Source organism: Rhodanobacter umsongensis (assembly GCF_042654965.1).
GTDB classification, from domain to species: Bacteria; Pseudomonadota; Gammaproteobacteria; order Xanthomonadales; family Rhodanobacteraceae; genus Rhodanobacter; species Rhodanobacter umsongensis.
Window position 1 is genome coordinate 951,093 of sequence record NZ_JBHSMK010000002.1, and the last position, 26,025, is coordinate 977,117.

Consider the following 26,025-nt stretch of genomic DNA (forward strand, 5'->3'; position numbering starts at 1 on the left):
CGGAAGGGGCCGCCAGCATGACAACAGTGGCGTTGCCACGTCCAATCCCAGCGCGAAAGCCGGCTGCCGCCACGCGCACAACGGCGTAACCTCGAGTCCCCCCACACACCGGAGTCCGTCATGTCCACGATCAAGGGCTGGGCCGCCAAGGCCCCCGGTAAACCCCTGGAATTGGCCGCGTTCGACGTGGGCGCACTCGGCGCCGAGGAGGTCGAAGTCGCGGTGGAGTATTGCGGCATCTGCCATTCGGATCTGTCGATGATCCACAACGAATGGAGCAACGCGCGCTATCCGTTCATCCCCGGGCACGAGGCAGTCGGCCGGGTCAGCGCGCTGGGTGCGCAGGCGAAGGGGCTGAGCATCGGCCAGCGTGTCGGCATCGGCTGGACCGCCGAGAGCTGCATGCATTGCCGCCAGTGCCTGTCCGGCGACCAGAACTTGTGCGCCTCATCGGTGGCGACCATTGGCGGCCACCACGGCGGTTTTGCCGACAAGCTGCGCGCGCATTGGGCATGGACGATTCCGCTGCCCGAGGGCATCGACCTGGCCAGCGCCGGTCCGTTGCTGTGCGGCGGCATTACGGTGCTGAAGCCGTTCCTGGCCTATGACATCAAGCCGACGGCACGGGTCGGCGTGGTCGGCATCGGCGGTCTCGGTCACATGGCGGTCAAGTTCGCCGCGGCATGGGGTTGCGAAGTCACCGCATTCACCTCCACCGCCGCCAAGGCCGACGAGGCACGCGGTTTCGGTGCGCACCACGTAGTGGCCAGCCGCGACTCCGACGCGATCAAGGCGATCGCCGGCTCGCTCGACCTGCTGCTGATCACGGTGAACGTGTCGATGGACTGGAACGCCCTGCTCGCCACGCTGGCGCCGAAGGGTCGCATGCATGTGGTCGGCGCGGTGCTGGAACCGATCCCGGTGCCCGCATTCGCGCTGATTGGCCAGCAACGCGAAGTCTCCGGCTCGCCCACCGGCTCGCCGGTCGACATCGCCCGCATGCTGGACTTCGCCGCCCGTCACGACATCCGCCCGCAGGTGGAGATGTTCCCGATGAGCGAGGTCAACGAGGCGCTGGCGCACCTGGAAGCGGGCAAGGCGCGCTATCGCATCGTGCTGGAGGCTGAAGGCCGCTGATCAAGAGCGACGGGCGCCGGGCTGCGGCCCCGGCCGTCTTAAAGCCAGCCATCATAAAGATCGAGCGCAGCGAGCCGATACAAGTAGGCGGTCATTGATCCCAGTGGGCGCATGCTCGGAAATTGGCTGCCATGACTTTACGTTTTCGTGATCTTCGCATCGCCGTCAGACTCGGTCTGCTCGGTGCACTCATGCTTGCTGCAACGATCATCGTCGCCGTGGGAGGCTGGCAGGGCCTGGTCAAAACCCACGCACTCGAAGTCAGCTCGATGCAGAGAATGGCTGCTTTCGCAACGGCGGTCGATACCGCGCGAGTGGCGCAAGTGGGATTCAAGAAGCAGGTGCAGGAGTGGAAAGACCTCTTGCTGCGGGGCGGCGACGCGACGTCTTTCCAGAAATACCGTAGCGCCTTCGTCGACGACAGCAACAAGGTCTACGCTGATCTTGCCGCCCTCAAAAATCAGATGACGAAGCTTGGAATTTCCACGGCAGGAGTGGAAACCGCCATCGCCACACATGCCGATCTACAGACCAAGTACCTGGCGGCACTGGCACACTACGACGCCAAGCAGCCAGCCACGGCACATGAGGTCGATGGTCTTGTCAAAGGCATCGATCGTGCGCCGACTGCTGCCATCGACGACCTCGTCGCCACGATGAAGAAGAGCTCCGCCGCGGATTCCGCGCTTGTCGATAATGAAAGGGAAAAGACGGCTCGCGACGCGCTTCGCCTTCTGGTTTCGGCGTCGGTGTGCGCGCTGCTCGTCGGCGCGCTGGCCACCTGGCTGTTGACGCAGAGCATCACCGTGCCGATCGGCCGAGCGGTCAAGCTGGCGCAAGCCGTGGCACAGGGAAATTTGTCCGGGCAGATAGAGACACCCAGCCGTGACGAAACCGGCATGCTTCTGGCCGCCCTCGGCGAAATGAGTGAGCAACTGCAGCGCGTGGTCGGCGCCATTCGGAAGGAAGCGTCGGAAATATCGGTGTCGACGGAGCAGATCGCCAAGGGAAATCTCGACCTTTCAGCACGCACGAGCGAGCAGGCGGCCGCGCTGGAAGAAACCGCCGCCACGATGCAGCAATTCACGGAAAGCGTGAGCTCCAATGCAAGTGGCGCGCGGGAGGCGAGTGCGCTGGCGGAGTCGGCGTCGGAAACCGCCCGCCAGAGTAGCGGCGCCATGTCCGAGGCCGTCGCGGCGATGGCGCAGATTCGCGGCGTTTCGAGCCGGATCGCGGAGATCACCGAAATGATGGACCGGCTGGCCACCCAGACGCATATCCTGGCGATCAACGCAGCGGTGGAAGCGGCACATGCCGGCGAGGCTGGCCGTGGTTTTGCCATCGTTGCTGGCGAAGTGCAGTCCCTTGCACGCAATTCGCGTGCGGCCTCCGGACAGATTCGCTCGCTCATCAACGAATCGGTTGCCATTGTCGCGAGCGGAACCCAGCGCATCGGCGATGCGGAATCGATGGTTGGGCAACTGCTGCGAGGCGTCGACGAAGTTGCCCGGACCGTGGGCGCCATCGCCCGTGGGAGCGTCGAACAAGCCACTGGGATTCAGCAAGTCAACCGCGCAGTGAGCCAGATGGATCAGGTAACCCAGAACAACGCCGCCCTGGTGGAGGAGGCTGCGGCCGCCGCCGACGCCGTTCAACAGCGGGCGCTTTCTCTCGTACATAGCGTCGAGTTCTTCAAACTGGTACCTGACGCGGAAGCCGCATGACCGTATCGGGCAATCGGGAAAGCGGATTGGGTCGAATCGCTCTTGCGCGGCATCGGCGACTTCAAGCCTCTGAAATGGAAAGACGCTGGCTCCCAGATTTTCGCTGGGACGACGGTCCAAACCAGAGGTTTCGAGGTTCCCCGCTGCCGCCCGGCAACTCAGGCGCGGCGGTTCGCGCGCAAGATGGGCGCCACCAACGCTCGATATGAGTCATCAGCTTCGCGCGCACTCGGCACTGGCCGGCGGTGCAGCCACCAGTCAACGACCACGAGGAACGTGGTGACGAGGTGTTTCGCCAAGAGTTCGGGTGGCACGGCAGGCATGGCCCGCATAAGCGGTGTCCGCCGGATATCGGCTTCGACCTGTTCGATCAGTACTTTCTCAAGGCGCCGATGGACCTGTCGAAGGCCAAGCCGCGGCGCATCGACGGGCGCCTGCTGAAGGTGTGTCTCGATGTGCTGCAGAACGGGAAGGCTGAAATAAAGCAGCCTGTCGACCGGATCGGACAATTCGGACAGCCGATCGCGCGCGACGGCGAGCACGTGCCGGATGCTACTGAGGAGAAGTTCCTCCTTGCCGTCGAAATGCGCATAAAAGGTCGATCGCGCCACGTTCGCGCGCGCGAGAATTTCCTTCACCACGATGGCGTCATAGCTCTTCTCGTGGATCAACGTCGCCAGTGATCGGTGCAGCAGGAGCTTGGTCCTGCTTACTCGGGAATCGGTCTTTCGCATGTCGCTCACCGAAGTCTGCCTGTGCTGGTCCAAATACTCTCGTACACCTTACGGCTTCTTGTCCGGAACAGAACAATCGGGCCATAACTGTCCTTTTCGTATCGGCCTGCCAGCATCACATTAGCGCACCGCCGCAGAAGCGGCGATCGCAAGGCACCTTGATGATGACCGATTCAACGCCCGCCACGAAGGGGCTCGTCCTGCGCTCACATGCGCGCTACTACGACGTTGTCGTGCGACTGCTGACGCTGGGACATGGCGGCGCATTGCACGAGCGGTTCGTCGAGTTAGCGAGATTGGCTCCCGACGAGGTGGTCCTCGATGTGGGTTGCGGAACGGGCTCTCTCGCGCTGGCCGCGAAGGCTCGCGTCGGAGCCGGCGGCACGGTGCACGGTATCGATGCATCGAAGGAAATGATCGAACAAGCCTCGCGCAAGGCGCAAAGGCGCCGCGTGTCAGTAGACTTCCGGGTCGCCACGGTCGAAGCGCTACCGTTTCCCGACCGCAGCTTCGATGTCGTGTCCAGTACCTTGATGCTCCATCATCTGCCGCCACTGCTTCGGCGCGCATGTGTGGTGGAGATAGCGAGGGTGTTAAGGCCTGGCGGCCGCGTTCTCATCGCGGACTTCCAGGCACCGCCACGTCGGCGCAAGGGGTGGCTGGCGCACGTTCATCGCCATGGCTCCGTCAAGGTGGAGGAAGTGTGCGAGCTTCTGGTCAGCAGCGCTTTCCGCATGCAGGAAAGCGGTGACGTCGGCGTGGGCGATCTGCATTTCACCGTGGCGACATGGGAAGGCAATCAATGAGGCGCCATCTGCGACTTCCCACTTGGCTGCTTGCCCTCGGGGTCGCCCTGGCCATTGCCGCGCACGCCGCGCTGTTCCTTCGCCTGGGCACGTACTCAACGGTCGGTGCCGCGCTCGGCATGACAGCTCTGGTTGTCGTCGCCAAGCACCTCGGCCTGGCCCGATGGTCGCACCGGAAGGCACAGGACTCCGACGCAGCAGCAGCGCGCGACAACGAGGCGTCGCTGTGACGTCTGTGCTGCCGCGCCTGACGATGCGCGGCGATCGTGGAAGATCCGGCTCGGGCGCGCCGCGATTTCACGACGCAGGGCCCCACGAGCATCGCGCACTGGGCCGCTCCTACGACAAGAACTGCAGTCCGCATGTCAGCACCGCAGCGGCAAAGACACCGGCCACCACGTCGTCGATCATCACCCCCATGCCGCCTTTCACTCGCCGGTCCAGCCAGCTGATCGGCCATGGCTTCCACACGTCGAACAGGCGAAACAGCACGAAGCCGGCCAGCAGCATCCACCAGGCGAATCCGCTGGCCGGCAGCAGTGCCGGAATCAGCAGCGGGGTCAGCGCGATCCACTGGCCGATGAATTCGTCCCACACCAGGCTGCGGTGGTCGGCCACGCCCAGTGCGAGGCTGGCCACGTTGCACGCCCACACGCCCGCGCCGAAGCCGATCAACAACACGACCAGATACAGCGGCAGCGGCAGCTCGCGCAGCAGCAGCCATGGCAGCAGGGCGGCCAGCGAACCGAACGTGCCCTGCGCCACCGGCGCCAGGCCCGAGCCGAAGCCGCAGGCCAGCCAGCCGGCGGGTGTGGCCAGCAAGGCGCGGCGCTGTTCCCCACTCAGTGTTTTCTTCGCGCTCACGCGAAATGCTCCCAACCCGGTCGATCCGTTGCCAGCCACTCGCCATCGACGCCGCGTACGCGCACACCGGCGCCTTCCACGATGCGACCGATCCTGGTCACGCCGCAGCCGAGTCGCGACAGGTCCGCCTGCACATCGGCCACCCGATGCGAGGGCACGCTGAAGCACAACTCGTAGTCGTCACCGCCGCTCAGCGCGAACTGCAGCGCGCTGGCCTCGTCATACAACACCATCAGCGCCGATGAGCGCGGCAGCAGCGCGGCATCGATTTCGGCGCCGACTCCGCTGGCGACGCAGATATGGTTCAGGTCGGCCAGCAAGCCATCGGAAATATCGATGCAGGCACTTGCCTGGCCGCGCAAGGCGGCGCCTGCCGACAGACGCGGCGTCGGCAGGTTGAACCGCTCGATCAGGTAGTCGCGCAGGCCGCCTCGGGTGTCGCCATCGCCCAGCGGGTGCTGCAACGCATGCAGGCCGGCGGCGGCATCGCCGAGCGTGCCGGTGACCAGCACCGCATCGCCGACCCGCGCGCCGCCGCGGACGATTGCCTTGCCGGGCGGCACGAAGCCATGCACGGCCACACTGATGCAGAGTGGCCCGCGGGTCGTGTCGCCGCCGACCAGCGCGAGCCGGTGCGATTGCGCCAGCTTCGCAAAACCCTCGGCGAAACCTTCGACGAAGGCTGCATCGGCGTCGGGCAAGGTCAGCGCCAGCAGCGCCCAGGCCGGGCTCGCGCCGACGGCCGCCAGATCCGACAGGTTCACCGCCAGCGCCTTCCAGCCGATATCGGCCGCGGCGGTGCCTCGCGGAAAATGCACACCTTCGACCAGCGTGTCGATCGCGACCGCCAGCTCCTGTCCGCCCGGTACCGCCAGCACCGCGGCGTCATCGCCGATGCCGATCCGCACGTCGTCACGCGGCTGCGCGGTGAGTTCGCGGATACGCTCGATCAGTCGGAATTCCATGGCGTACGACCTGCACGGGTAAGAAGGCCCAGCCGGTGAAACTAACGGCTGAAGACCAGGGTGGGAGCGTCGTGATAGGTGGTTTCCTGCCACAGCGTGAAGCCGGCCTTCTCGGCCACGCGAATCGAAGGCAGGTTCTCCGGGTCAATAATGCACACCGCACGCAGCGCGCCGAAATGCTGCTCGCCCCAAACCATGGCGGCGGCGACCGCTTCGCTCGCATAACCCTTGCCGTGGGAGTGGGCCGCCAGCACCCAGCCGAACTCCAGCATGCCAGCCAGCGAGGGCTGCATGTCGCGATGGAAGTCGGCAAAACCGATGTCGCCGACGTAACGGCCAGTGTCTTTTTCCTCGACTGCCCAGTAGCCGTAACCCAGCAGGTTCCACAGGCCGATGAACTGCAGCAGGCGCCGCCACACTTCCTCGCCGGTGAGCGGGCGGCCACCGAGATAACGGGTGACCCCGGGATCGGACAACATGGCCGTGCGGGCGGCGTGGTCCCCGATCCGGTGGGCGCGCAGCCGCAGTCGCGCCGTTTCCAGCACCGGCACGGCGCCTTCGTAGCGCCCTTCCCCGGCGGGCTCCATCAGCCGCGTTTTTCGGTGGCGCGCAACTCGCCCGCCAGCTTGTCCAGCACGCCGTTGACGTAGCTGTGGCCGTGGTCGGCCCCGAAGCGCTTGGTGACCTCGATCGCCTCGTTGATGACCACCCGGTACGGTACGTCGGGACGGAATTTCAGCTCGTACGCGGCCAGGCGCAACGCGGCACGTTCGATCGGATCGATCTGCGCCACTTCGCGGTCGATGTGCGGGCGCAGGGCCTCGTCAAGTGCATCGACGTACTTCTCGACGCCGTGCAACAGGTCCTCGAAATATTCGAGATCGGCCACTTCCATGTCCTGCTCGTGGCGGAACTGCTCGATCACCGCATTCATGTGGCTGCCGCTCAACTGCCACGCGTACAGCGCCTGCAGTGCGCGGCGGCGGGCACGCGAGCGCGCCTGCATGTCGAGGCCCTGCGGGTGCTGGCTCATGCCAGCTTCCCGTACAGGTTGACCATTTCCAGCGCGGCGATCGCGGCGTCGGCGCCCTTGTTGCCGGCCTTGGTGCCGGCACGCTCGATCGCCTGCTCGATGCTGTCGGTGGTCAGCACGCCGAACGCCACCGGCACGCCGGAGCTGTACGCGGCCTGGGCCAGGCCCTTGGCGCATTCACCGGCGACGTAGTCGAAGTGCGGCGTGGAACCGCGGATCACCGCGCCCAGCGCGATCACCGCCGCGTACTTGCCGGAGTGGGCCAGCTTGTGCGCGGCCAGCGCGATCTCCCACGCGCCCGGCACGCGGATCAGCTCGATCGCGTCGTCCTTCACGCCGTGACGCACCAGCGCGTCGCGCGCACCGGCCACCAGCGGCTCGACGACGAAGCCGTTGAAACGGCCGGCGACGATGGCAAAGCGGCCTTCCGGCGTGGCGAAATCGCCTTCGATGATCTTCATGCGGTGCGGTTCCTGTGGGCGACAAGCCCATGCTGGTCGGCCATTTTACGGGTTTTCGACGGCGCCGACCGGCGCGGGTCGATGGAGGTGCGGATAGCCGGCGAAATCCAGTTGCGCGCGGCCGTCCCCCACGCGCAGCCGCGCCTGAGCGCCGAATGGCAAGGTCAGCTGCTTCGTGCCATGGCCGTGCGGCATGCCAGCCACGACCGGAATGCCAGCCACCGCGCGAATCTGCGCGAACGCCGCGGCCAGATCGTAGCCGTTGTCGCGCGCACCGGGCTGGCAGTGGCTGAAGTCGCCCAGCACCAAGGCGCGCTGCCGGCCGAGCACGCCGGACAGATGCAGTTGGTACAGCCATCGTTCGATCCGGAACGGCGGCTCCCAGACATCCTCGACGAACAGGATGCCGCCATCGATCTGCGGGAAATACGGCGTGCCGAGCAGGCTGCACAGCACCGCGAGATTGCCGCCCCACAGCGGGCCGCGCACATCGACCTGGTTGGTCGCCGTGGTCGACCATGCCGCGGCGGATGCCGGAGAGGTCAAGGCATCCCAGAAATGCTGCCAGGTGAACTCGCTGCAGGACTCCCCGCCCAGATCGGCCAGCAGCGGTCCGCTGAATGTGCACAAACCGCTCTTTGCATACAGCGCCAGCTGCAGCGCGGTGAAATCGCTGTGCCCCACCAGCAGCGTGGACGCATCGGCCAAGCGTTCGCGCAAGGCGTCGTAGTGCAGATGCGGCAGCAGGCGGGAGGCGCCATAGCCGCCGCGGGTCACCAGTGCGATATCGGGCAATGTCTCCATCGACGCCAGCGCATTGATATCGGCCGCGCGCTCGGCGTCGCTGCCGGCGAAACGCAATTCGCTGCGTTCGAGCACCTCCAGCCCATCCACCATGCACCCTGCGTGACGCAACCGGTCCACACCGTGCGCCAGGGCAGCGGGGTCGTGTGGATAGCCGGAAGGGGCGATCAGGCGAATACGGGTTTCAGGCATGGCCGGGTTCAACAGGAAGTCAGCGGATTATGCGTTGACGGAGCCACCGCCGCATGGCGAGCCGATGGCATGGACATGGCGGCTCATACGTACTCGACCACTTCCAGCCCGAAGCCGCCCAGCCCCACCATCTTGCGCGGCGTGCCGAGCACGCGCAGGCGGTGCGCGCCGAGGTCGACCAGGATCTGTGCGCCAAGACCGAGCTGGCGCCATTCCTGCTGTTGCACCTCTTCCGGTCCCTGGGTGCTCGGCTGGCGGTTGAGCCGGGCCAGCAGCGCCTCGGGAGTGTCCTCGCCGGACAGCACCAGCAGCACGCCGCGATCCTCGTCGGCGATGCGGCGCAATGCCGACGTCACAGTGAGACCGAGATCGTCGCGCTGCAGGTGCAGGACATCGGACAAGGTATTGCGCACATGCACGCGGGTGAGCACCGGCTTGCCGTCATCGACCACGCCGCGCACCAGGGCGAAATGCAGGCCGCGCCGGATCGCGTCGCGGTACGCGTACAGGCGGAAGCCACCGAACTCGGTCTGCACGTCTTCCTCGTGCACGCGCTGCACGGTCTTCTCGGTCTCCAGCCGGTAGCGGATCAGATCGGCGATGGTGCCGATCTTCAGGCCGTGCTTCTGCGCGAAGATCTCCAGCTCCGGCCGCCGCGCCATCGAGCCGTCCTCGTGCAGGATCTCGATCAGCACCGCCGAAGGCTCCAGCCCGGCCAGCGCGGCCAGGTCGCAACCGGCCTCGGTGTGGCCGGCGCGGGTCAGCACGCCGCCGGGTTGCGCGGTGAGCGGGAAGATATGGCCCGGCTGCGCCAGGTCCTGCGGCTTCGCGTCGGACTTCACCGCCACCTGGATCGTGCGTGCGCGGTCGTGGGCGGAGATGCCAGTAGTGACACCCTCGGCCGCCTCGATCGAGACGGTGAAATTGGTGTGGTAGGAGGAGGTGTTGTCGCTGACCATCGGGCGCAGGCCGAGCTGGCGCGTGCGCTGCTCGGTGAGCGTGAGGCACAGCAGGCCGCGCGCCTCGCGCACCATGAAGTTGACGTCCTCCGGCTGCACCATCTGCGCCGCCATGATCAGGTCGCCCTCGTTCTCGCGGTCCTCGTCGTCGAGGATGACGACCATGCGGCCGGCGCGGATGTCTTCGAGGATGTCGGGGATGGTGTTGAAGCTCATGGGCGGGGGTCCGGGAACGGGGGGAATCGTCATTCCAGCGAAAGCTGGAACGACGGCAATGGGGATCACGCGAAGCCGTGCTGTTTCAGGAACGCCTCGTCCAGCCGCGGTGTCTCGCCGCTGGACAGCAGCCGCTCGATGTAGCGGGCCACTACGTCCACTTCGATATTCACCGCGTCGCCCACGCGGCGCGCGCGGAATGCGGTGTGCTCGACCGTGTGCGGGATCAGATTGACGCCAAATCGTGATCCGGCGACTTCGTTGACGGTGAGGCTGGTGCCGTCGATGCAGACCGAGCCTTTCGCCGCGATGTAGCGCGAGATCGCCGCCGGTACCTCGAACGTCCAGCGCTGCGAGCGCCCGTCCGGGGTGATCGAGACCACCTTGCCGAGGCCGTCGACATGGCCGGAAACCAGGTGCCCGCCGAGCCGGTCGGCCAGGCGCAGCGCCTTCTCCAGGTTCACCGGGTCGCCCGGCGTGAGCTGGCCCAGCGAGGTCAGCGACAGCGTCTCGTTGGAAACATCGGCGCTGAACCCGCGCGGCTCCACCGCGATCGCGGTGAGGCACACGCCGGACACGGCGATCGAATCGCCCAGCTGCACGTCGGCAAGGTCGAGGTCGGCGGTATCGATGGCCAGGCGCACGTCGCCGCCGCGCGGTTCGAGCCGCGCGATGCGGCCCACGGACTGGATGATGCCGGTGAACATCAGCGCACCTCCGGACGGAGGGCGATGGACCGCATGGATGCATGGGCTTTCATGAACCGTTTCCCGCGTCAAAAACTGCGAAAAACGCCCCAAGGCATGAGGCCAGGCGCACGCCGCGAAGCGTCCGCCGTGCCGTCTTCTCTTTATCCGGACTGTGAGGAAGCGGTCACCCGCTTCCAACCGTCGGCTCCGGCATTGGACCGGATCTGCTGACCTTCCGGTGCGACCGGAAGCGCTCGCGGGCTCGCCTCGAAAGGCCTACCGCCGGTGGGGAATTTCGCCCCGCCCTGAAGACGTCGTGTACTGCCGGCCAAGCCGGCTGCGGCAGTCTACCACCTCCGCCATCCGCGCCCGCCGTGCCGGCGGGAAACAGCGTTCCGTTTCGCGCACGATCGAAGGCGGGGTTTCACTCCGCGGCCAACGCGCCGACCAGATCGTCGATCAGGTACCGCAGCGCCGGTGTTCGATCCGCACCAGGCAGCCACAGCAGGTGGATCGGCGAACTGCTCAGCGGCCAGTCCGGCAGCACTTCGACCAGGCGGCCTTCGGCGATCAAAGGCTCGGCCATGTAATCGCCCTGCAGTGCGATGCCCACGCCGGCGAGCGCAGCGTCACGCACGGCCTGCGCATCGTTGCAGGTCAGCACCGGGTCGATCCGCACCGAGCGCCGCCGGCGCTGCCGGGTGAACTGCCATAACGTGCCGGTGCGCAGGCCGCTGAAGGCGATGCAGCGGTGCGCCTTCAGATCGGCGGGATCGACCAGTGGCGGTACCTCGCCCAGGTACTCGGGCGAGGCGCACAGCAGGCGGCGCATCGTGCCGACCCGCCGCGCCACCCGTTGCGCGTCGGCGAGCTTGCCCACGCGCACGGCCAGGTCGATCTTTGCCTCGACCATGTCGACATAGGCATCGTCGTAGACCGCCTCCACCCGGATCAGCGGGTGACGCCGCATGAACGAAGCCAGCAGCGGCGCGATGCGGTAGCGGCCGTAGGCGGCCGGCAGGTGCAGGCAAAGCCGCCCCGCAGGCTCGCCACGCTGCGGGCGCAGGTCGGCCGCGAGATCGGCCGCGACAGCCTCCAGCCGCTGGCAATGCGCCAGCAACTGCTCGCCACGCGCGGTCAGCGTCATCCGCCGGGTGGTGCGCAGGAACAGCTTGCCGCCCACCGCGTCTTCCAGCTCGGCGATGCGCCGGCTCAGCACGGATGGCGTGCAGCCGACCTCGCGCGCCGCCTGCGAGAAATTCAGCCGCCTCGCCGCCGCAGCGAAGCCGTGCAACTGGCGCAGGCGGGTCGGCGTGAGCTCGAATGGCTTGTTCATTGAATGAATAAAAGATATGCGATGGCGATGGATTATCACAAAAGCGCAACGAGCGGACCATGGCCGCATCTTCCGCATTTCAGCCAAGGAGCAACTCATGCGCAGCATCCAGCTCACCGCGTTCGGCCCGGATCACCTGGATCCCGTCGACCTGCCCGCGCCGCGGCCCGGCCCCGGCGAAGTGCTGGTCCGGATGGAAGCGGCCTCGCTCAACTTCCGCGACCAGATGCTGGTCAACGGCGATCTCTACCGCGGCGTGCAGTTGCCGATCGTGCCGGTATCCGACGGTGCCGGCACGGTGCTGGAGGTCGGCGAAGCGGTGGCTCGGTTCAAGCCCGGCGACCGCGTCACCACGTTCTACAAGTCGCGCTGGATCGCCGGCTCGATGCGACCGGAATGGGAGGGCATGGAAATCGGCGGCCCGTTCGACGGCGCGATGCGCGAGCTGGCCTGCTTCGACCAGTACTCGCTAACACGCGCGCCCACGCACCTGTCCAGCCTGCAGGCGGCCACTCTGCCGATCGCCGCGCTCACCGCCTGGCAAGCGCTGGAGCAGGCCCACGTCACCACCGGCCAGACCGTGCTGCTGCTGGGCACCGGCGGGGTCTCGCTGTTCGCGCTGCAGTTCGCCCGGCTGCGCGGCGCACGGGTGATCGTGTTGTCCTCCAGCGACGGCAAGCTCGAACGCGCCAAGGCGCTCGGTGCCCACGTCGGCATCAATTACGCGAAGCACCCGCAATGGGGTCCGCTGGTGCGCGAAGCCACCGGCGGCATCGGCGTCGACGCGGTGGTCGAGACGGTCGGCGGCGGCAGCCTGGCGCAGTCACTGGAGGCTGTGCGCATGCACGGCTTCATCGGCCTGGTCGGTTTTGTCGGCGGCAGCGACGCGAACCTGCCGCTGACCCGGGCGATCCTCAAGCGCGTGCAGTTGCAGGGCATCTCGGTGGCGTCGCTGGAGGCGCACGAGCGAATGGTCACGGCGATCGAGGCGTGCGGAATGGAACCCGTCATCGACCGCATATTCGGCTTCGGACAATTGCGCGAGGCCTTCGCGTACCTGGCCGCCGGCCAGCATTTCGGCAAGGTCGCGATCGACTTCCGGGCATGAGCCCCCGCTGCGGCTTGCAGGGACTTCCGCCATGTACATCGCCTCTCCGGGCCGCTTCGTGCACAGGCTGCTGTCCGCCCTGCTGCTCTCCCTCGCCACGCCGGTTCACGCAACCGACGCGTCAACCGACATCCGCCTGCTGCCGCGCTTTCCTGCCTGCTTGCATTGAATCAGTTCGGTCGCAGGCGCAGACGGATGTCCTGGCCCAGCATGCGCTGGTCGATCACCTGCAACCGCCAGCGCCGGGCCATGTCGTCGAGCGTGGGCAGGTGCAGCAGCGGGCGCGCGCTGTCGCCCAGCAGCAGGGGCGCGACGTAGAGCAGCAACTCGTCGGCCAGGCCGACGGCGAACAGCGCGCCGCACAGGGTCGGGCCGGCCTCGACCTGCACTTCGTTGCAGCCGCGGCCGGCCAGCAGGGCGAGCACGGCGCGCAGGTCCAGGGCATCGCCCGACATGGCCAGCGCGATCCGCTCGACCCGCGCGAAGCGCTCGTCCGCAGCGGACGCCGCCGCGCCATGCAGCAGCAGGGTGGGCACCGATCCGTCCAGCACGTGGCTGCCGGCCGGCGTGCGCAGCTGGCGGTCGAGGATCACGCGCAACGGCGGCGCGAACGCCTCGCCTTCGGGCAGGCGCACGGTGAGCCGCGGGTCATCGGCCAGCACGGTGCCGCTGCCGCTGAGGATCGCCGAGCTGCGCGCGCGCCAGCGCTGCACGTCGGCACGCGCCGCCTCGCCGGTGATCCACTTCGACTCGCCGCTGGCCAGCGCGGTGCGGCCGTCCAGGCTCATCGCCAGCTTCACCCTCACCCACGGACGGCTGCGCTCGATCCGGCTGAAGAAGCCGATGTTGAGTTCGCGCGCCGCCTCGCGCATCAGGCCGGCATCGACGGTGATGCCGGCAGCGCGCAGCAGGCTCATGCCGCGGCCGTCGACCTGCGGGAATGGATCCTCGGCGGCGATCGCCACCCGCTTCACGCCGGCGGCAACCAGCGCATCGGCGCAAGGCGGCGTGCGGCCGTGGTGCGCGCAGGGCTCCAGCGTCACATAGGCGGTGGCACCACGCGCCCGCTCGCCGGCTTCGCGAAGCGCGTATACCTCGGCATGCGGCTCGCCGGCACGCTGGTGGAAACCCGTGCCGACCACCTCGGCGCCCTGCGCGATCACGCAACCCACGCGCGGATTCGGCTGGGTGGTGCACAGACCGCGTTCGGCCAGGCGCAGGGCGTGCGCCATGTGAGCGTGGTCAATAGCCGAAAAAAAAGAATCGGTCACGACGCCGCGCCTTTGTAGGAGCGCACCCTGTGCGCGGAAAACTTGCGATGCGGTGACATCATTCGCGCACAGGGTGCGCTCCTACGGTGAGGTCACTTGCCTTCACGCCTGCCGCCGCCGAGCAAGGGCAACTGCAAGTCGGCCAGTCCGGGCAGGTCGCGCTCCAGCTTCTCGATCTCCTCGCGGAACGCGTGCACGTCCTCGAACTTGCGGTAGACCGAGGCGAAACGCACGTAGGCGACCTGGTCGAGGTTCTTCAGCTCGCGCATCACCAGTTCGCCGAGCTGGCGCGACGGCACCTCGCGCTCGCCGCTGCGGCGCAGGTCGTTGATGATGGTGCGCACGGCGCTGTCCACGTCATTGCTGGCCACCGGCCGCTTCTGCAAGGCGCGCTCGAAGCTCACCCGCAGCTTGCGCTCGTCGAACACCTCGCGCCGCTCGCCGCTCTTCACGATCGTCGGCAGCTTCAGCTCCGCCGTTTCGTAGGTGTTGAAGCGCTCGCCGCACTGCTCGCACTCGCGCCGACGGCGCACGCTGGCGCCGTCTTCGGTGAGCCGTGAGTCGATCACGCGGGTGTCTTCGTGCTGGCAGAAAGGACAATGCATGGTCAGTAAGTGTCGACCATCGTCTGCACGAAAGCACGCACGGCGGGCGGCACCCGCCCCTGCAAGGCACCTCGCTCGTGCTGGAACAAGGTGGCGACGAAGAACGGGTGGCCCTCCAGTTCGATGCCGCGAACCTCGCCGGCGGCGTCCACGGCGCAGACCCGCAGCGGACCATCCGCAAGCGCCTCACGGAAATCGGGACTCAAGCCGTAGCTGCAGTGATAACCCTCGGCGATCGCATCGACACCATAGGCCCGTGCCAGCCGCGAACCCTCGGCCAGGTGCACTGCATCGGTCACCTCGACCAGCGCGCACAGCAGCGGCACGATCACCTGGCGGCGGGCTTGCGGTGCCGTCTCGGCATGCTCGGCGTCGGCCCAGCCAAGCACGTTGCGCGCATATTCGATCACGGCATGCTGGAAACCGCCGCAGGTGCCCAGGAACGGGACGTGCCGCTCGCGCGCCACACGGATCGCCGCGAGCGCGCCTTCCATGCTGCGGTACGGACTGGCCGGGACGCACCAGAGTCCGTCGAACTCCGCCAGCGCGGCGCCATCACCGACCTGGTCGGTCGGTATCCAGATCGGCTCGACCGTCGCGCCACAGGCGGCGGCCGCCATGTCCAATGCCAACGGAATGGCGCGATGGGCGACCACCTCATCGCTGTGGTCGCCGATCAATCCGACCTGCAGGGCGTACATGCCGGTGGCTCAGCCGTAGACCGGGAACTTCTTGCACTGCGCCGTGACGTTCCCGCGCACGCGGGCGATCACCGCCTCGTCGGCGGGCGCATCCAGCACGTCGCAGATCCAGTTCGCCAGTTCGGTCACGTCCGCTTCCCCGTAGCCGCGGGTGGTGACGGCCGGGGTACCCACGCGCAGGCCGGAGGTGACGAACGGCTTGCGCGGGTCGTTCGGCACGGCGTTCTTGTTGACCGTGATGTGCGCCTTGCCCAACGCCTCCTCGGCGGCCTTGCCGGTGACGTCCTTGCCGATCATGTCGACCAGCATCAGGTGGTTCTCGGTGCCGCCGGAAACGATCTTGTAGCCACGTGCCATGAAAGTCTTCGCCATCGCCTTGGCATTCTTCACCACCTGGGTCTGGTAGGTGGTGAACGCAGGCTCCAGCGCTTCCTTGAACGCGACCGCCTTGGCCGCGATCACGTGCATCAGCGGGCCGCCCTGGATGCCGGGGAACACGATCGACTGCAGCTTCTTCTCGATCTCCTCACCCGCGCCCTTGCTCACGATGATGCCGCCGCGCGGGCCGCGCAGGGTCTTGTGGGTGGTCGAGGTGACCACGTGCGCGTGCGGCAGCGGGCTCGGGTACACGCCGGCAGCGACGAGGCCGGCGACGTGGGCCATGTCGACGAAGAACAGCGCGCCGACCGAATCGGCGATCCGGCGCATGCGCGCCCAGTCGACCACCTGCGAGTAGGCGCTGAAACCGCCGACCAGCATCTTCGGCTGGTGCTCGGTGGCCAGGCGCTGCACTTCGTCGTAGTCGATCAGGCCGTTCTCGTCGACGCCGTACTGCACTGCGTTGAACAGCTTGCCGCTGATGTTGACCTTGGCGCCGTGGGTGAGATGGCCGCCATGCGCGAGACTCATGCCCAGGATGGTGTCGCCCGGCTGCAGCAGCGCCAGGTACACCGCCTGGTTCGCCTGCGAGCCGGAGTGCGGCTGCACGTTGGCGTAGTCGCAGTCGAACAACTGCTTCAGCCGCTCGATCGCCAGCTTCTCGGCCACGTCCACGTATTCGCAGCCACCGTAGTAGCGCTTGCCCGGGTAGCCCTCGGCGTATTTGTTGGTGAGCTTGGAACCCTGCGCTTCCATCACCCGCGGGCTGGCGTAGTTCTCCGACGCGATCAGCTCGACGTGATCTTCCTGGCGCTGGCTTTCATCGGCAATGGCCTGGGCCAGTTCGTCGTCGTAACCGGCAATCGTGCAGTCCTTGGGGAACATTCTGACCTCGTGAAGTGGCGGGCGGGCAAGTCCCGAAGTGTAGCCGCGGCGCGCTTTTCCAGCCACCAATGCGGCACTTGGCCTGGTCCCGGACCGACATGATGACAAATATTGAAATCTGTCATCACAATTAATACGATCACCTTCCCCATGCCACGCAGGTGCACCAGTGAAACATCGCGCGCTGGGCCGGAACGGCCCGCAAGTCTCCGCACTCGGCCTCGGCTGCATGGGCATGTCCGACCTCTACGGCAAGGCGGACCGCAGCGAGGGCATCGCCACCGTGCATGCCGCGCTGGAGGCCGGCATTACCCTGCTCGACACCGGCGACTTCTACGGCATGGGCGACAACGAGCTGCTGCTCGGCGAGGCGCTGGCCGGTCGCCCGCGCGACAGCTACCAGCTCAGCGTTAAGTTCGGGGCGCAGCGTGGTCCGGACGGCGCGTGGCTGGGCTTCGACGCGCGCCCGGCGGCGGTGAAGACCGCGCTGGCGTACTCACTCAAGCGCCTGCGCACCGACTACATCGACGTCTATCGCCCAGCCCGGCTCGATCCGGGCGTGCCGATCGAGGACACCGCAGGTGCCATCGCCGAGCTGGTACAGGCCGGCTACGTGCGCCAGCTGGGCCTGTCCGAAGTGGGCGCGGATACGATCCGCCGCGCCCATGCGGTGCTGCCGGTCGGCGACCTGCAGATCGAGTATTCGCTGATCTCGCGCGGCATCGAACGGGCGATCCTGCCGGTGTGCCGCGAACTGGGCATTGCCGTCACCGCCTATGGCGTGTTGTCGCGCGGACTGATCAGCGGCCATTGGAAGAAGGATCGCAGCACCGATGCACGCGATTTCCGCCAGCACAGCCCGCGCTTCCAGGGCGACAACCTCGAACACAACCTGCAGCTTGTCGATGTGCTGCGCGGCCTCGCCGACGCACGCAGCTGCAGCGTGGCGCAACTGGCGATCGCCTGGGTGCTGGCGCGCGGCACGGACGTCGTGCCACTGGTCGGCGCACGCACCCGCGAACGCCTGGGCGAGGCACTCGGTGCGCTCGACGTGACGCTGGGCGCGGACGATCTCGACGCAATCGAACGCGCGGTGCCGTCCGACGCTGCCGCAGGCGACCGCTACGCTGCCGCGCAGATGGCCATGCTCGACAGCGAACGGGGTGCGCACTGAAGCGGCGCCGTCCCACTCCCTTCGAGCCACCCGAGAGAAACCGCATCCACGCCATGATGGACATCACCGGCCAGGCCGGCGGCGCCACCGCCAGGCATCGGCTGGACAACGGCCAGCGCACCCGCCTCGTCGTGCGCGACAGGGCAAGGGCTCCGGCCTGGGCCGGGGCGCTGTCGTCCGTCGGCGTCCAGGGTCCGCGTGATCTCGGCCTGATCACGCGGCTGCAATTGCTGGAACAGGCGCTCGATGCGCTGCCACGCGCCCATATGCGCGCCGCGTGGTTCGTGGGGAAGCTGCGTCCGGAGGTGGCCCTGGCACAGCGCGAAGGTCGCCTGGCCCGCCTGGACATGCTTGAATCGGCGGCATGAACGACTCCGCGCTGACCCCCGAACGCATCCTCGCCGCTGCCGAGGAGGTGTTGCGCCGCTACGGTCGCGGCAAGGCCACCGTGGTCGACGTGGCGCAGGCGCTCGGGGTGAGCCACGGCAGCGTGTACCGTCATTTCGCCAGCAAGGCGGCGCTGCGCGACGCGGTGCTGCGCGGCTGGCTGGAGCGGATGATGGCACCGCTGCGCGCGATCGCCGCCAGTCGCACCGCGCCGCCGGCGCGGTTGCGCCAGTGGCTGGCCACGCTGCGCTCGATCAAGCGCGACAAGGCGCTGGGCGAACCGGAGCTGTTCGCCACCTATGGCGCCCTGGCTGCGGATGCGCGGGAGGTGATCGGCGAGCACGTCGAACACCTGCGCGAGCAGATCACCTCGATCGTCGCCGCGGGCGTGGCCAGCGGCGACTTCCGCCAGGTGGATGCCAGGGCCACCGCACTGGCGATCTTCGACGCCACCTCGCGCTTCCACTACCCCGGCATGGCACACCTGTGGGGCACGCCGGGCGAAGATGCCGCCTTCGCGCAACTGGTCGACCTGCTGCTGGCCGGCCTGGCGCCGACAACCGCGCCGCCCCGGCGCCGCAAATCGGCAGGCTGACCCGCGGAACGCCGGCACAAACTGCTATGATGTGCGGTTTCACGAATTCCCCTTTCCGTGCCGATCCACCGGCGCGGCGCACGCCTTCGGAGGTTGCATGAGCTCGCAGTACATCTTCACCATGAACGGGGTCAGCAAGACCGTCCCGCCGAAGCGCCAGATCATCAAGGACATCTCGCTCAGCTTCTTCCCCGGCGCCAAGATCGGCCTGCTCGGCGTCAACGGCGCGGGCAAGTCCACCGTGCTGCGGATCATGGCCGGCGTTGACAAGGACTTCCAGGGCGAGGCGCGCGCGCAGCCGGGCACCAAGATCGGCTACCTGGCGCAGGAGCCGGACCTGAATCCGGAAAAGACCGTACGCGAAGTGGTCGAGGAAGGCGTGTCGGAAATCCTCGACGCGCAGAAACGGCTGGAAGAGGTCTACACCGCCTACGCCGAGGACGGCGCCGATTTCGACAAGCTGGCGAAGGAGCAGGAGAAACTGGAAAACCTGCTGGCCGCCAACGATGCGCATGCGCTGGAGCGCCAACTCGAAGTAGCCGCCGACGCGCTGCGCCTGCCGGCATGGGACGCGGTCATCGGCCCGCTTTCCGGTGGCGAGAAGCGCCGCGTGGCGCTGTGCCGCCTGCTGCTGTCCAAGCCGGACATGCTGCTGCTGGACGAGCCGACCAACCACCTGGACGCCGAGTCGGTGGACTGGCTGGAAAAATTCCTGCACGACTATCCCGGCACCGTGGTGGCGGTCACCCATGACCGCTACTTCCTCGACAACGCCGCCGAGTGGATCCTTGAACTCGACCGCGGCCGCGGCATTCCGTGGAAGGGCAACTACACCGAATGGCTGGAGCAGAAGGACGCCCGCCTGAAGCAGGAAGCGAACCAGGAGAAGTCGCGCCAGAAGGCGATCGCGAAGGAGCTGGAGTGGGTGCGTTCGGCCGCCAAGGGCCGCCAGTCCAAGGGCAAGGCCCGCCTGGCCCGCTTCGAGGAACTGAACTCGGTCGACTACCAGCGCCGCAACGAGACCAACGAGATCTTCATTCCGCCGGGCGAGCGCCTGGGCCAGGAGGTGATCGAATTCAAGAACGTGACCAAGTCGTTCGGCGACCGCGTGCTGATCGAGGACCTGTCGTTCAAGGTGCCGCCGGGCGCCATCATCGGCGTGATCGGCCCGAACGGCGCCGGCAAATCCACCATGATGAAGATGATCATGGGCAAGGAAACGCCGGACTCGGGCGAGGTGAAGCTGGGCCTCACCACCAAGCTGGCGTATGTCGACCAGTCGCGCGACGCGCTCGATCCGAAGAACAACGTGTGGCAGGAAGTCTCCGGCGGTTCGGACATCATCACCATCGGCAACTTCGAGATCCAGTCGCGCGCCTACATCGGCCGCTTCAACTTCAAGGGCACCGACCAGCAGAAGATCGTCGGCAGCCTGTCCGGCGGCGAGCGCGGCCGCCTGCACATGGCCAAGACCCTGCTGCAGGGCGGCAACGTGCTGCTGCTTGACGAGCCGTCCAACGACCTGGACGTGGAGACCCTGCGCGCGCTGGAAGACGCCTTGCTCGAATTCCCCGGCTCGGCGATCGTGATCTCGCATGACCGCTGGTTCCTCGACCGCATCGCCACCCACATCATCGCGTTCGAGGGCGACTCGCACGTCGAGTTCTTCCCCGGCAACTACAACGAGTACGAGGCCGACAAGAAGCGCCGCCTCGGCGAGGAAGGCGCGCAGCCGCACCGCGTGAAATACAAGAAGCTGGCCTGAAGGCGGGAGTGAGTGAAGGGATGTGAGGAGTGAGAGAAAGCACGAGCTCACACCCACTCTCCTTTCTCACTCCTCTTCACTCACTCCTCAATCGGGGACCACGATGCACTTCATGCAATCCCTGCGGCAGGCATGGACCCGCAACGACTCGCTGGTCTGCGTCGGGCTCGATCCGGAACCGGCGAAGTTTCCCGCGCATCTGCGCGGTGCACCCGACGCCGTGTTCGAATTCTGTCGCGCCATCGTCGATGCCACGGCCGACCTGGTCTGCGCGTTCAAGCCGCAGATCGCACACTTTGCCGCGTTGCGCGCCGAAGACGCACTGGAACGGTTGATCGCGCACATCCATGCGAGCCATCCGGGCATACCGGTGATCCTGGATGCCAAGCGCGGCGACATCGGCAGCACCGCGCAGCATTACGTCACCGAGGCATACGACCGCTACGGGGCCGATGCAGTAACGCTGAACCCGTATCTCGGCCGCGACTCGGTGCAGCCGTTCCTCGACCGCGCCGACAAGGGCGTCATCCTGCTGTGCCACACCTCCAACCCGGGTGCGGCCGACCTGCAGGATCTCGACGTGGGCGGCAAGCCGCTCTACCAGCACGTGGCACAGATCATCGCCCGCGACTGGAACAGCCATGGCAATTGTGCCCTGGTCACTGGTGCCACCTGGCCGGAACAACTCGGTGAAGTACGCGCGCTGGTCGGTGAGATGCCGCTGCTGGTGCCGGGCATCGGCGCGCAGGGCGGCGATGTGGCGGCGGTCGTCAGTCAGGGCCGCACCGCCGATGGCACGGGCCTGCTGATCAGCTCCTCACGCGCCATCCTCTATGCCGGTCAGGGCGAGGATTTCGCCGACGCCGCCCGCAGGGCGACACAGGCATTGCGCGACACGATCAATCCATACCGGCTTGGCTGAATGTCGCGCGCGGATACCCGCGCGCAACCCGTCAACCCGTCGCCATCTTCGCCGCCTGCAGCATTTTCGCCTTCAGGTCCAGCGCATCGGCCGCATCCAGCAACGCCCGCGCGAAGCTTCGCACCTCGGCCGGACGCAGCGCGTACCAGTTTCCCGTCTTGGTTTCCGACACGTTCCGGCCCGATCGCGATACGCAATGCGGCCGAAAAATCACCATGCCCGTGAGTGATTCCGAGCTGATATCCGCAGAGACGATCTGCATGTGCGTTTCATCTTCTTTCTTCACCGAACTTCTCCCGGGCGGATAGCCGCCCTGGTGCAGCTTACGCTACCGGAAGTTCGGCGGTTGTTGGACGCGTCGCGTTCGGCTCGATACGCGTCCTGGCAAGACGCTGACCCAGCCAGCGTTCGCACGGTGACGACAACCAGCGAAAGACTGCCGCGCCCAGCAGCCAGCACAACGGCAGCGCCAGCAAATACCACAGAAAACCCCACCGCTCATCGGCGCCGCCGAGCTTGAACCAGCGCACCACCGCGAACACCACGAACATGTGGCTCAGATAGATCTCGTAGCTGAGCCGTCCCCACGAGCGCAGCCAGCCCGGTGCCCGCCATGGATGCCAGTCGCCGCGGCGCTGGCGTTGCTCGCAGGCCAGCAGCAGACACAGCACCGAGAGCGTCAGCAGCAGCATGTAGCCGTCGCGCAGCAGATGCCACATCGTCGCGCCATCGATCGTCGTCGCGACCAGACCGACCGCACCCAACCACCCCAGCAAGGCGGTGGTGCTCGCTGGAAGCGTTCGGGAGCGCGCTGCGAGCAACGCGCCGAGCACCCCGATCGCGATCGCCGACATGCCCGGCAGATAGGCCTTTTCCTGCCATATCTCGTTTCCGCTCAAAGCCGCGTGCGTCCATGGCATCGACAAAGCCAGCAGCACCAGCACCAGCACGAGCATCGCGCGGTGCCGCGTCAGCAGACACAGCAACGGAAAGCCGAGATAGAACAGCTCCTCGATCGACAACGACCAAAGCACGTCCCAATTGCCCGGCAGATAGCCGGTCCGCCCCTCGTACCAGTTCAGATGGAGGCCCAGCGCTGCAACGATCGCGCGCGGCAGCGACTGGCCGACGCGGGCGATCGTGTAGTCCGGCATGGCCAACAGGTGCAGCACGCTGAGTACGGCCACCAGCATCAGCAGGCACGGCATGATGCGCGCAAAACGCCGTGCATAGAACGCGCGCATATCGATCTGCCCGAGACTGCCCCAGCGGCGCAATGCGTTGCCCGCGATCAGGAACCCGGAGATCACGAAGAATACGAATACCGCCTCGTAGCCGTTGTAGTTCAGCCGACTCAGGAACCACGTCGGCAGTACGTCGGCCAGCGCGGTTTTCTTCAGCGGGATGCGCAGGCCGATGTGGTTGAACACCACCAGCACGATCGCCAGGCCGCGCAACAGGTCGATGCCGGGATTGCGGGTGGAGGTATCGTGTGCCGGGACCGATTCTGCTGGCGGCATGTCAGGGGATATTTTCGCGGGAGTGCGGCATCATCCGCGACCGCCGCGTGGCCGGCAACTCCACCGCCGGATTGGCTAGGTGCCGAGGAAGAATCGTCGCTTGCGCTTTTCCTCGGCGCCGAGCCAGCGATAGAAGCGTGCCGCATCCACGTTCCAGTCAGGCGTTTGCCACTGGATTTCCATGAAATTTTCGCAGCGGGCGAAATCGACCAGTGCCTCCATCAGCGCAGCGCCGATGCCGTTGCCGCGCCAGCCCACGCACACGAACAGGCAATCCATATGCAGGAACTCGCCGGCCTGCCAAGTGGAGAACTCGGCACTGGCCGTGGCATATCCGACGAGTTGCCCTCGTGCCTCCACCACCCACGCGTGCAACCGCGGCGGCGTCGAAAACAGCGCCTGTGCCAGTGCCCCGGCGTTGCCCGCAAGCGCATGCTCCGTGCCCTCGTGACGCGCATGTTCAGTGCACAGCATCAGCAGCGCATCCAGGTCACCCGGCTGCGCACGTCGCACCAGGCATGTCGCGCTCATGGCGCCGCCACAGCCGTGCGATGCATGTCTTCGTGGCCCACACGATCGAACACGTCAGGCAGCACATCGCTGGTCGCCCTCAGCAACGTCAGCCGAGCTTCGTCATGCAGTGATTCAGTCATGGCCGGGACCGGTTGCCAGTTCGAAACCTTCGTCGAGCCAACCGGCGACACCGCCGGCCATCAGCTTCACCGGCCGACCCAGCCGAGCCAGCCGAACCGCAGCGCGTGCCGCGCCGTTGCAGTGCGGGCCGGCGCAATACACCACGAACAGGGTCGACCCGGGATACTTCACTAAACGCGACTCGATGATCTTGCCATGCGGGATGTTCACCGCGCCGGGAACGTGTCCGCGCTCATAGAGCGCGGCACTGCGTGCGTCAACGAGCACAAAGCCCGGACTCTCCTGCCCCATGGCATCGTGGGTATCCCAGCAATCGGTCTCGAAGGTGAATTCTGCCTCGAAGTGCTGCAATGCCTGCGCGGGCGAAGCGGCGGCGACCCGGGTGACGGCGTTTGACATGATGGCTCCTTGGGCTGATCGGGAGACTCATTGTTGGATTCCGCCGGCAAGCGCACAATTGGCTGATATGCCACCATTAGATCAAATTCTGCCAATTCGCTGCCGAACCACCAAAGCCATCAATCCGCTGGTCGCCGCGCTGGTCTATGACGGCCTATGCGGGTTCGAGTTCGCCTGCGCCGCCGAGATTTTTGGCCTGCCACGGCCGGAGCTGCAGCCGGGCTGGTACCGTTTCGAAACCTGTGCAGCGGAACGCGGCACCCTGCACGCACAGCATGGCCTGCGGGTCGTTGCGGATGCTGGGCTGGATCGACTGGTCGAGGCTGGCACCATCATCATCCCCGGCTGGAAGGGCATCGACGTGCCGGTGCCCACGCGTGTGCTGAACGCCTTGCGCGAGGCGCATGCCCGCGGTGCACGCCTGTTGTCGATCTGCTCTGGTTCGTTTGTGCTGGCGGCCACCGGCCTGCTGGACGGCAGGCGCGCGACCACCCATTGGCGCTACGCCGAGGCGCTGCAACGCGCATATCCACGCATCACGGTCGACCCGGCGGTGCTGTACGTGGACGAGGGCCACCTGCTCACTTCCGCCGGCAGCGCCGCGGGTCTGGATCTGTGCCTGCACCTGGTTCGCCGCGATCACGGCCCCGACGTCGCCAACCAGGTAGCACGAAGGCTGGTGATACCTCCGCATCGCGACGGCGGCCAGGCGCAGTTCGTCGAACGGCCGGTGCACAAGCGTGAGGCGGGTGCACTGTCGAAGGTGATCGACAGCATGCACCGACGACTGGCGGCGAATCAATCCGTCGCCACCTTGGCCGCAATGGCGGCGATGAGCGAACGCAGCTTCATGCGCCGCTTCAAGGAAGCCACTGGCATGAGCCCCGCGGACTGGTTGATTTCAGCGCGAGTGGACCGCGCGCGTGAGCTGCTTGAAAGTTCCTCACTGTCCATCGACGCCATCGCGGGCGAATGCGGCTTCGGCAGCGCGATCACGCTGCGCCACCACTTCCGCCGCAGGCTGGGCATCAGTCCGAGCAGCTACAAGGCCCGCTTCGCACAACCGCAACGGATCCGCCGCGGCTGACGGACCGCCACGCGCCATCGGACGCCTCACATCATTCGTCCAAAGCGGGATCCATGTCAGGAAACAGCACGTCGGTGTAGCCGAACTTGCTGAAATCGGTGATGCGCGAGGGATACAGCCGGCCGATGAGGTGGTCGCACTCATGTTGTACCACACGGGCGTGGAAGCCCTCGGCCGTACGCTCGATGCGCACACCTTGCGGGTCGATGCCTTCGTAGCGGATCAGCGAGTAACGGCTTACCGCGCCGCGCAGACCGGGCACCGACAGGCAGCCTTCCCAGCCTTCCTCCATGTCCTGCGACAGCGGCGTGATCACCGGGTTCAGCAGGATCGTGCGCGGCACCGCGGGCGCTTCGGGATAGCGTTCGTTATTGTCGAAGCCGAAGATCACCAGTTGCAGGTCGACGCCGATCTGCGGCGCGGCAAGTCCGACGCCTTCGGCAGCGTGCATGGTGTCGAACATGTCGGCGATCAGCGCATCCAGTTCCGCGGTGCCGAGCATGGCGTCGGGCACCAGCGGCGCGATGCGCAGCAGGCGGGGGTCGCCCATTTTCAGGATTTCGCGGATCATGCGTGCCTCGCGTTCGAACGCCGTTGCCTGGGAAATTGTGCCGCTGCGGCCGGTATGCAAGCGGAGCGGCCGTGCACCTCAGC

31 protein-coding genes and 1 riboswitch are annotated in these 26,025 nt (G+C 66.7%); of the genes, 12 read left to right on the forward strand and 19 right to left on the reverse strand.

All coding sequences use genetic code 11. The features are described from left to right. The first annotated feature begins 120 nt into the window (after positions 1 to 120). Positions 121 to 1,137, forward strand: coding sequence for an NADPH-dependent aldehyde reductase Ahr (ahr, locus tag ACFPME_RS04575; RefSeq protein ID WP_377302478.1), 1,017 nt, complete (start codon positions 121 to 123; stop codon positions 1,135 to 1,137). A 131-nt stretch (positions 1,138 to 1,268) separates the two neighbouring features. After that, positions 1,269 to 2,861 (forward strand): methyl-accepting chemotaxis protein, encoded by a 1,593-nt coding sequence (locus tag ACFPME_RS04580; RefSeq protein ID WP_377302480.1) that lies wholly within the window; start codon positions 1,269 to 1,271, stop codon positions 2,859 to 2,861. Between the two features lie 158 nt (positions 2,862 to 3,019). Here the strand turns inward: ACFPME_RS04580 and ACFPME_RS04585 are convergent, their stop codons facing one another. Further along, positions 3,020 to 3,595, reverse strand: a complete 576-nt coding sequence (locus ACFPME_RS04585) for a TetR/AcrR family transcriptional regulator (protein WP_377302482.1) — start codon at positions 3,593 to 3,595, stop codon at positions 3,020 to 3,022. 161 nt (positions 3,596 to 3,756) lie between these two features. Between ACFPME_RS04585 and ACFPME_RS04590 the strand changes: the two genes are divergently transcribed. Further along, on the forward strand, positions 3,757 to 4,401 hold the full coding sequence (locus ACFPME_RS04590) for a class I SAM-dependent methyltransferase (protein ID WP_377302484.1): 645 nt from the start codon (positions 3,757 to 3,759) through the stop codon (positions 4,399 to 4,401). Continuing rightward, positions 4,398 to 4,631, forward strand: a complete 234-nt coding sequence (locus tag ACFPME_RS04595; protein WP_377302486.1) for a hypothetical protein — start codon at positions 4,398 to 4,400, stop codon at positions 4,629 to 4,631. The genes ACFPME_RS04590 and ACFPME_RS04595 overlap by 4 nt, the downstream gene beginning before the upstream one ends. Before the next feature lie 109 nt (positions 4,632 to 4,740). Here the strand turns inward: ACFPME_RS04595 and ACFPME_RS04600 are convergent, their stop codons facing one another. From ACFPME_RS04600 to ACFPME_RS04640, 9 genes are all read right to left on the reverse strand, one after another. Then, positions 4,741 to 5,265: a phosphatidylglycerophosphatase A family protein gene (locus ACFPME_RS04600; RefSeq protein ID WP_377302488.1), complete on the reverse strand. Its 525-nt coding sequence runs from the start codon at positions 5,263 to 5,265 to the stop codon at positions 4,741 to 4,743. Further along, positions 5,262 to 6,230, reverse strand: coding sequence for a thiamine-phosphate kinase (gene thiL / locus ACFPME_RS04605; RefSeq protein ID WP_377302490.1), 969 nt, complete (start codon positions 6,228 to 6,230; stop codon positions 5,262 to 5,264). Before thiL ends, ACFPME_RS04600 begins: the two co-directional genes overlap by 4 nt. A 41-nt stretch (positions 6,231 to 6,271) precedes the next feature. Next, positions 6,272 to 6,817, reverse strand: coding sequence for a GNAT family N-acetyltransferase (locus ACFPME_RS04610; RefSeq protein ID WP_377302492.1), 546 nt, complete (start codon positions 6,815 to 6,817; stop codon positions 6,272 to 6,274). Next, the gene (gene nusB, locus ACFPME_RS04615; protein ID WP_377302494.1) at positions 6,817 to 7,263 is read right to left on the reverse strand and encodes a transcription antitermination factor NusB; all 447 of its coding nucleotides are present in this window, start codon (positions 7,261 to 7,263) and stop codon (positions 6,817 to 6,819) included. Before nusB ends, ACFPME_RS04610 begins: the two co-directional genes overlap by 1 nt. Next, positions 7,260 to 7,724 (reverse strand): 6,7-dimethyl-8-ribityllumazine synthase, encoded by a 465-nt coding sequence (ribH, locus tag ACFPME_RS04620; protein ID WP_377302496.1) that lies wholly within the window; start codon positions 7,722 to 7,724, stop codon positions 7,260 to 7,262. Before ribH ends, nusB begins: the two co-directional genes overlap by 4 nt. 45 nt (positions 7,725 to 7,769) lie before the next feature. Continuing rightward, positions 7,770 to 8,720, reverse strand: a complete 951-nt coding sequence (ldcA, locus tag ACFPME_RS04625; RefSeq protein WP_377302498.1) for a muramoyltetrapeptide carboxypeptidase — start codon at positions 8,718 to 8,720, stop codon at positions 7,770 to 7,772. Between the two features lie 83 nt (positions 8,721 to 8,803). Continuing rightward, positions 8,804 to 9,895, reverse strand: coding sequence for a bifunctional 3,4-dihydroxy-2-butanone-4-phosphate synthase/GTP cyclohydrolase II (gene ribBA, locus ACFPME_RS04630; protein ID WP_377302500.1), 1,092 nt, complete (start codon positions 9,893 to 9,895; stop codon positions 8,804 to 8,806). A gap of 65 nt (positions 9,896 to 9,960) precedes the next feature. Beyond that, entirely contained in the window at positions 9,961 to 10,602 is a 642-nt protein-coding gene (locus tag ACFPME_RS04635) for a riboflavin synthase (RefSeq protein WP_377302502.1), read from the reverse strand. Positions 10,603 to 10,732: 130 nt separating this feature from the next. Continuing rightward, positions 10,733 to 10,901: riboswitch (FMN riboswitch) on the reverse strand. A 107-nt stretch (positions 10,902 to 11,008) separates the two neighbouring features. After that, complete coding sequence (locus ACFPME_RS04640) at positions 11,009 to 11,920, reverse strand: LysR family transcriptional regulator (protein ID WP_377302504.1); 912 nt, start codon at positions 11,918 to 11,920, stop codon at positions 11,009 to 11,011. 97 nt (positions 11,921 to 12,017) lie between these two features. Here ACFPME_RS04640 and ACFPME_RS04645 point away from each other — a divergent pair, with 97 nt between their 5' ends. Both ACFPME_RS04645 and ACFPME_RS04650 read left to right on the forward strand, forming a co-directional pair. Then, positions 12,018 to 13,028: a zinc-dependent alcohol dehydrogenase family protein gene (locus tag ACFPME_RS04645; protein ID WP_377302506.1), complete on the forward strand. Its 1,011-nt coding sequence runs from the start codon at positions 12,018 to 12,020 to the stop codon at positions 13,026 to 13,028. Between the two features lie 31 nt (positions 13,029 to 13,059). Next, on the forward strand, positions 13,060 to 13,197 hold the full coding sequence (locus ACFPME_RS04650) for a hypothetical protein (protein WP_377302508.1): 138 nt from the start codon (positions 13,060 to 13,062) through the stop codon (positions 13,195 to 13,197). A gap of 1 nt (position 13,198) precedes the next feature. On the opposite strand, the gene ribD is transcribed toward ACFPME_RS04650, so the two are convergent. The 4 genes from ribD to glyA form a co-directional block, all read right to left on the reverse strand. Then, the gene (gene ribD / locus ACFPME_RS04655) at positions 13,199 to 14,260 is read right to left on the reverse strand and encodes a bifunctional diaminohydroxyphosphoribosylaminopyrimidine deaminase/5-amino-6-(5-phosphoribosylamino)uracil reductase RibD (protein ID WP_377302510.1); all 1,062 of its coding nucleotides are present in this window, start codon (positions 14,258 to 14,260) and stop codon (positions 13,199 to 13,201) included. Between the two features lie 131 nt (positions 14,261 to 14,391). Continuing rightward, complete coding sequence (gene nrdR / locus ACFPME_RS04660; protein ID WP_377302512.1) at positions 14,392 to 14,904, reverse strand: transcriptional regulator NrdR; 513 nt, start codon at positions 14,902 to 14,904, stop codon at positions 14,392 to 14,394. Positions 14,905 to 14,906: 2 nt separating this feature from the next. After that, positions 14,907 to 15,605 carry a CTP synthase C-terminal region-related (seleno)protein gene (locus ACFPME_RS04665; RefSeq protein ID WP_377302514.1) on the reverse strand — a complete coding sequence of 233 codons (699 nt, stop codon included), beginning with the start codon at positions 15,603 to 15,605 and terminating at the stop codon, positions 14,907 to 14,909. A 9-nt stretch (positions 15,606 to 15,614) separates the two neighbouring features. Continuing rightward, entirely contained in the window at positions 15,615 to 16,868 is a 1,254-nt protein-coding gene (glyA, locus tag ACFPME_RS04670) for a serine hydroxymethyltransferase (RefSeq protein WP_377302516.1), read from the reverse strand. A 169-nt stretch (positions 16,869 to 17,037) separates the two neighbouring features. Here glyA and ACFPME_RS04675 point away from each other — a divergent pair, with 169 nt between their 5' ends. The 5 genes from ACFPME_RS04675 (at position 17,038) to pyrF (ending at position 21,711) form a co-directional block, all read left to right on the forward strand. Then, positions 17,038 to 18,042, forward strand: coding sequence for an aldo/keto reductase (locus tag ACFPME_RS04675; protein ID WP_377302518.1), 1,005 nt, complete (start codon positions 17,038 to 17,040; stop codon positions 18,040 to 18,042). Positions 18,043 to 18,095: 53 nt separating this feature from the next. Next, positions 18,096 to 18,410: a Rossmann-fold NAD(P)-binding domain-containing protein gene (locus tag ACFPME_RS04680; RefSeq protein ID WP_377302520.1), complete on the forward strand. Its 315-nt coding sequence runs from the start codon at positions 18,096 to 18,098 to the stop codon at positions 18,408 to 18,410. Next, positions 18,407 to 19,024, forward strand: coding sequence for a TetR/AcrR family transcriptional regulator (locus tag ACFPME_RS04685; RefSeq protein ID WP_377302522.1), 618 nt, complete (start codon positions 18,407 to 18,409; stop codon positions 19,022 to 19,024). The genes ACFPME_RS04680 and ACFPME_RS04685 overlap by 4 nt, the downstream gene beginning before the upstream one ends. A 97-nt stretch (positions 19,025 to 19,121) precedes the next feature. Then, the gene (ettA, locus tag ACFPME_RS04690) at positions 19,122 to 20,789 is read left to right on the forward strand and encodes an energy-dependent translational throttle protein EttA (protein WP_377302524.1); all 1,668 of its coding nucleotides are present in this window, start codon (positions 19,122 to 19,124) and stop codon (positions 20,787 to 20,789) included. Between the two features lie 103 nt (positions 20,790 to 20,892). Continuing rightward, positions 20,893 to 21,711 carry an orotidine-5'-phosphate decarboxylase gene (pyrF, locus tag ACFPME_RS04695; RefSeq protein ID WP_377302526.1) on the forward strand — a complete coding sequence of 273 codons (819 nt, stop codon included), beginning with the start codon at positions 20,893 to 20,895 and terminating at the stop codon, positions 21,709 to 21,711. Between the two features lie 31 nt (positions 21,712 to 21,742). Here the strand turns inward: pyrF and ACFPME_RS04700 are convergent, their stop codons facing one another. The 4 genes from ACFPME_RS04700 to ACFPME_RS04715 form a co-directional block, all read right to left on the reverse strand. Continuing rightward, complete coding sequence (locus ACFPME_RS04700; protein WP_377302528.1) at positions 21,743 to 21,973, reverse strand: hypothetical protein; 231 nt, start codon at positions 21,971 to 21,973, stop codon at positions 21,743 to 21,745. Between the two features lie 61 nt (positions 21,974 to 22,034). Then, entirely contained in the window at positions 22,035 to 23,231 is a 1,197-nt protein-coding gene (locus ACFPME_RS04705) for an acyltransferase family protein (RefSeq protein WP_377302530.1), read from the reverse strand. 75 nt (positions 23,232 to 23,306) lie between these two features. Further along, positions 23,307 to 23,762: a GNAT family N-acetyltransferase gene (locus ACFPME_RS04710; RefSeq protein WP_377302532.1), complete on the reverse strand. Its 456-nt coding sequence runs from the start codon at positions 23,760 to 23,762 to the stop codon at positions 23,307 to 23,309. Between the two features lie 114 nt (positions 23,763 to 23,876). Next, complete coding sequence (locus ACFPME_RS04715; protein ID WP_377302534.1) at positions 23,877 to 24,284, reverse strand: rhodanese-like domain-containing protein; 408 nt, start codon at positions 24,282 to 24,284, stop codon at positions 23,877 to 23,879. Positions 24,285 to 24,351: 67 nt separating this feature from the next. Here ACFPME_RS04715 and ftrA point away from each other — a divergent pair, with 67 nt between their 5' ends. Then, entirely contained in the window at positions 24,352 to 25,371 is a 1,020-nt protein-coding gene (gene ftrA / locus ACFPME_RS04720; protein WP_377302536.1) for a transcriptional regulator FtrA, read from the forward strand. A 31-nt stretch (positions 25,372 to 25,402) separates the two neighbouring features. On the opposite strand, the gene def is transcribed toward ftrA, so the two are convergent. Next, positions 25,403 to 25,942 (reverse strand): peptide deformylase, encoded by a 540-nt coding sequence (def, locus tag ACFPME_RS04725; RefSeq protein ID WP_377302538.1) that lies wholly within the window; start codon positions 25,940 to 25,942, stop codon positions 25,403 to 25,405. Positions 25,943 to 26,025 lie beyond the last annotated feature (83 nt).

What these genes read in the sequence shown, in the direction of transcription:
- ahr (WP_377302478.1), top strand. Translation starts at nt 121, where the DNA reads ATGTCCACGATCAAGGGCTGGGCCGCCAAGGCCCCCGGTAAACCCCTG.
- ACFPME_RS04580 (WP_377302480.1), top strand. Translation starts at nt 1,269, where the DNA reads ATGACTTTACGTTTTCGTGATCTTCGCATCGCCGTCAGACTCGGTCTG.
- ACFPME_RS04585 (WP_377302482.1), bottom strand. Translation starts at nt 3,595, where the DNA reads ATGCGAAAGACCGATTCCCGAGTAAGCAGGACCAAGCTCCTGCTGCAC.
- ACFPME_RS04590 (WP_377302484.1), top strand. Translation starts at nt 3,757, where the DNA reads ATGATGACCGATTCAACGCCCGCCACGAAGGGGCTCGTCCTGCGCTCA.
- ACFPME_RS04595 (WP_377302486.1), top strand. Translation starts at nt 4,398, where the DNA reads ATGAGGCGCCATCTGCGACTTCCCACTTGGCTGCTTGCCCTCGGGGTC.
- thiL (WP_377302490.1), bottom strand. Translation starts at nt 6,230, where the DNA reads ATGGAATTCCGACTGATCGAGCGTATCCGCGAACTCACCGCGCAGCCG.
- ACFPME_RS04610 (WP_377302492.1), bottom strand. Translation starts at nt 6,817, where the DNA reads ATGGAGCCCGCCGGGGAAGGGCGCTACGAAGGCGCCGTGCCGGTGCTG.
- nusB (WP_377302494.1), bottom strand. Translation starts at nt 7,263, where the DNA reads ATGAGCCAGCACCCGCAGGGCCTCGACATGCAGGCGCGCTCGCGTGCC.
- ribH (WP_377302496.1), bottom strand. Translation starts at nt 7,724, where the DNA reads ATGAAGATCATCGAAGGCGATTTCGCCACGCCGGAAGGCCGCTTTGCC.
- ldcA (WP_377302498.1), bottom strand. Translation starts at nt 8,720, where the DNA reads ATGCCTGAAACCCGTATTCGCCTGATCGCCCCTTCCGGCTATCCACAC.
- ribBA (WP_377302500.1), bottom strand. Translation starts at nt 9,895, where the DNA reads ATGAGCTTCAACACCATCCCCGACATCCTCGAAGACATCCGCGCCGGC.
- ACFPME_RS04635 (WP_377302502.1), bottom strand. Translation starts at nt 10,602, where the DNA reads ATGTTCACCGGCATCATCCAGTCCGTGGGCCGCATCGCGCGGCTCGAA.
- ACFPME_RS04640 (WP_377302504.1), bottom strand. Translation starts at nt 11,920, where the DNA reads ATGAACAAGCCATTCGAGCTCACGCCGACCCGCCTGCGCCAGTTGCAC.
- ACFPME_RS04645 (WP_377302506.1), top strand. Translation starts at nt 12,018, where the DNA reads ATGCGCAGCATCCAGCTCACCGCGTTCGGCCCGGATCACCTGGATCCC.
- ACFPME_RS04650 (WP_377302508.1), top strand. Translation starts at nt 13,060, where the DNA reads ATGTACATCGCCTCTCCGGGCCGCTTCGTGCACAGGCTGCTGTCCGCC.
- ribD (WP_377302510.1), bottom strand. Translation starts at nt 14,260, where the DNA reads ATGGCGCACGCCCTGCGCCTGGCCGAACGCGGTCTGTGCACCACCCAG.
- nrdR (WP_377302512.1), bottom strand. Translation starts at nt 14,904, where the DNA reads ATGCATTGTCCTTTCTGCCAGCACGAAGACACCCGCGTGATCGACTCA.
- ACFPME_RS04665 (WP_377302514.1), bottom strand. Translation starts at nt 15,605, where the DNA reads ATGTACGCCCTGCAGGTCGGATTGATCGGCGACCACAGCGATGAGGTG.
- glyA (WP_377302516.1), bottom strand. Translation starts at nt 16,868, where the DNA reads ATGTTCCCCAAGGACTGCACGATTGCCGGTTACGACGACGAACTGGCC.
- ACFPME_RS04680 (WP_377302520.1), top strand. Translation starts at nt 18,096, where the DNA reads ATGATGGACATCACCGGCCAGGCCGGCGGCGCCACCGCCAGGCATCGG.
- ACFPME_RS04685 (WP_377302522.1), top strand. Translation starts at nt 18,407, where the DNA reads ATGAACGACTCCGCGCTGACCCCCGAACGCATCCTCGCCGCTGCCGAG.
- ettA (WP_377302524.1), top strand. Translation starts at nt 19,122, where the DNA reads ATGAGCTCGCAGTACATCTTCACCATGAACGGGGTCAGCAAGACCGTC.
- pyrF (WP_377302526.1), top strand. Translation starts at nt 20,893, where the DNA reads ATGCACTTCATGCAATCCCTGCGGCAGGCATGGACCCGCAACGACTCG.
- ACFPME_RS04700 (WP_377302528.1), bottom strand. Translation starts at nt 21,973, where the DNA reads ATGCAGATCGTCTCTGCGGATATCAGCTCGGAATCACTCACGGGCATG.
- ACFPME_RS04705 (WP_377302530.1), bottom strand. Translation starts at nt 23,231, where the DNA reads ATGCCGCCAGCAGAATCGGTCCCGGCACACGATACCTCCACCCGCAAT.
- ACFPME_RS04710 (WP_377302532.1), bottom strand. Translation starts at nt 23,762, where the DNA reads ATGAGCGCGACATGCCTGGTGCGACGTGCGCAGCCGGGTGACCTGGAT.
- ACFPME_RS04715 (WP_377302534.1), bottom strand. Translation starts at nt 24,284, where the DNA reads ATGTCAAACGCCGTCACCCGGGTCGCCGCCGCTTCGCCCGCGCAGGCA.
- ftrA (WP_377302536.1), top strand. Translation starts at nt 24,352, where the DNA reads ATGCCACCATTAGATCAAATTCTGCCAATTCGCTGCCGAACCACCAAA.
- def (WP_377302538.1), bottom strand. Translation starts at nt 25,942, where the DNA reads ATGATCCGCGAAATCCTGAAAATGGGCGACCCCCGCCTGCTGCGCATC.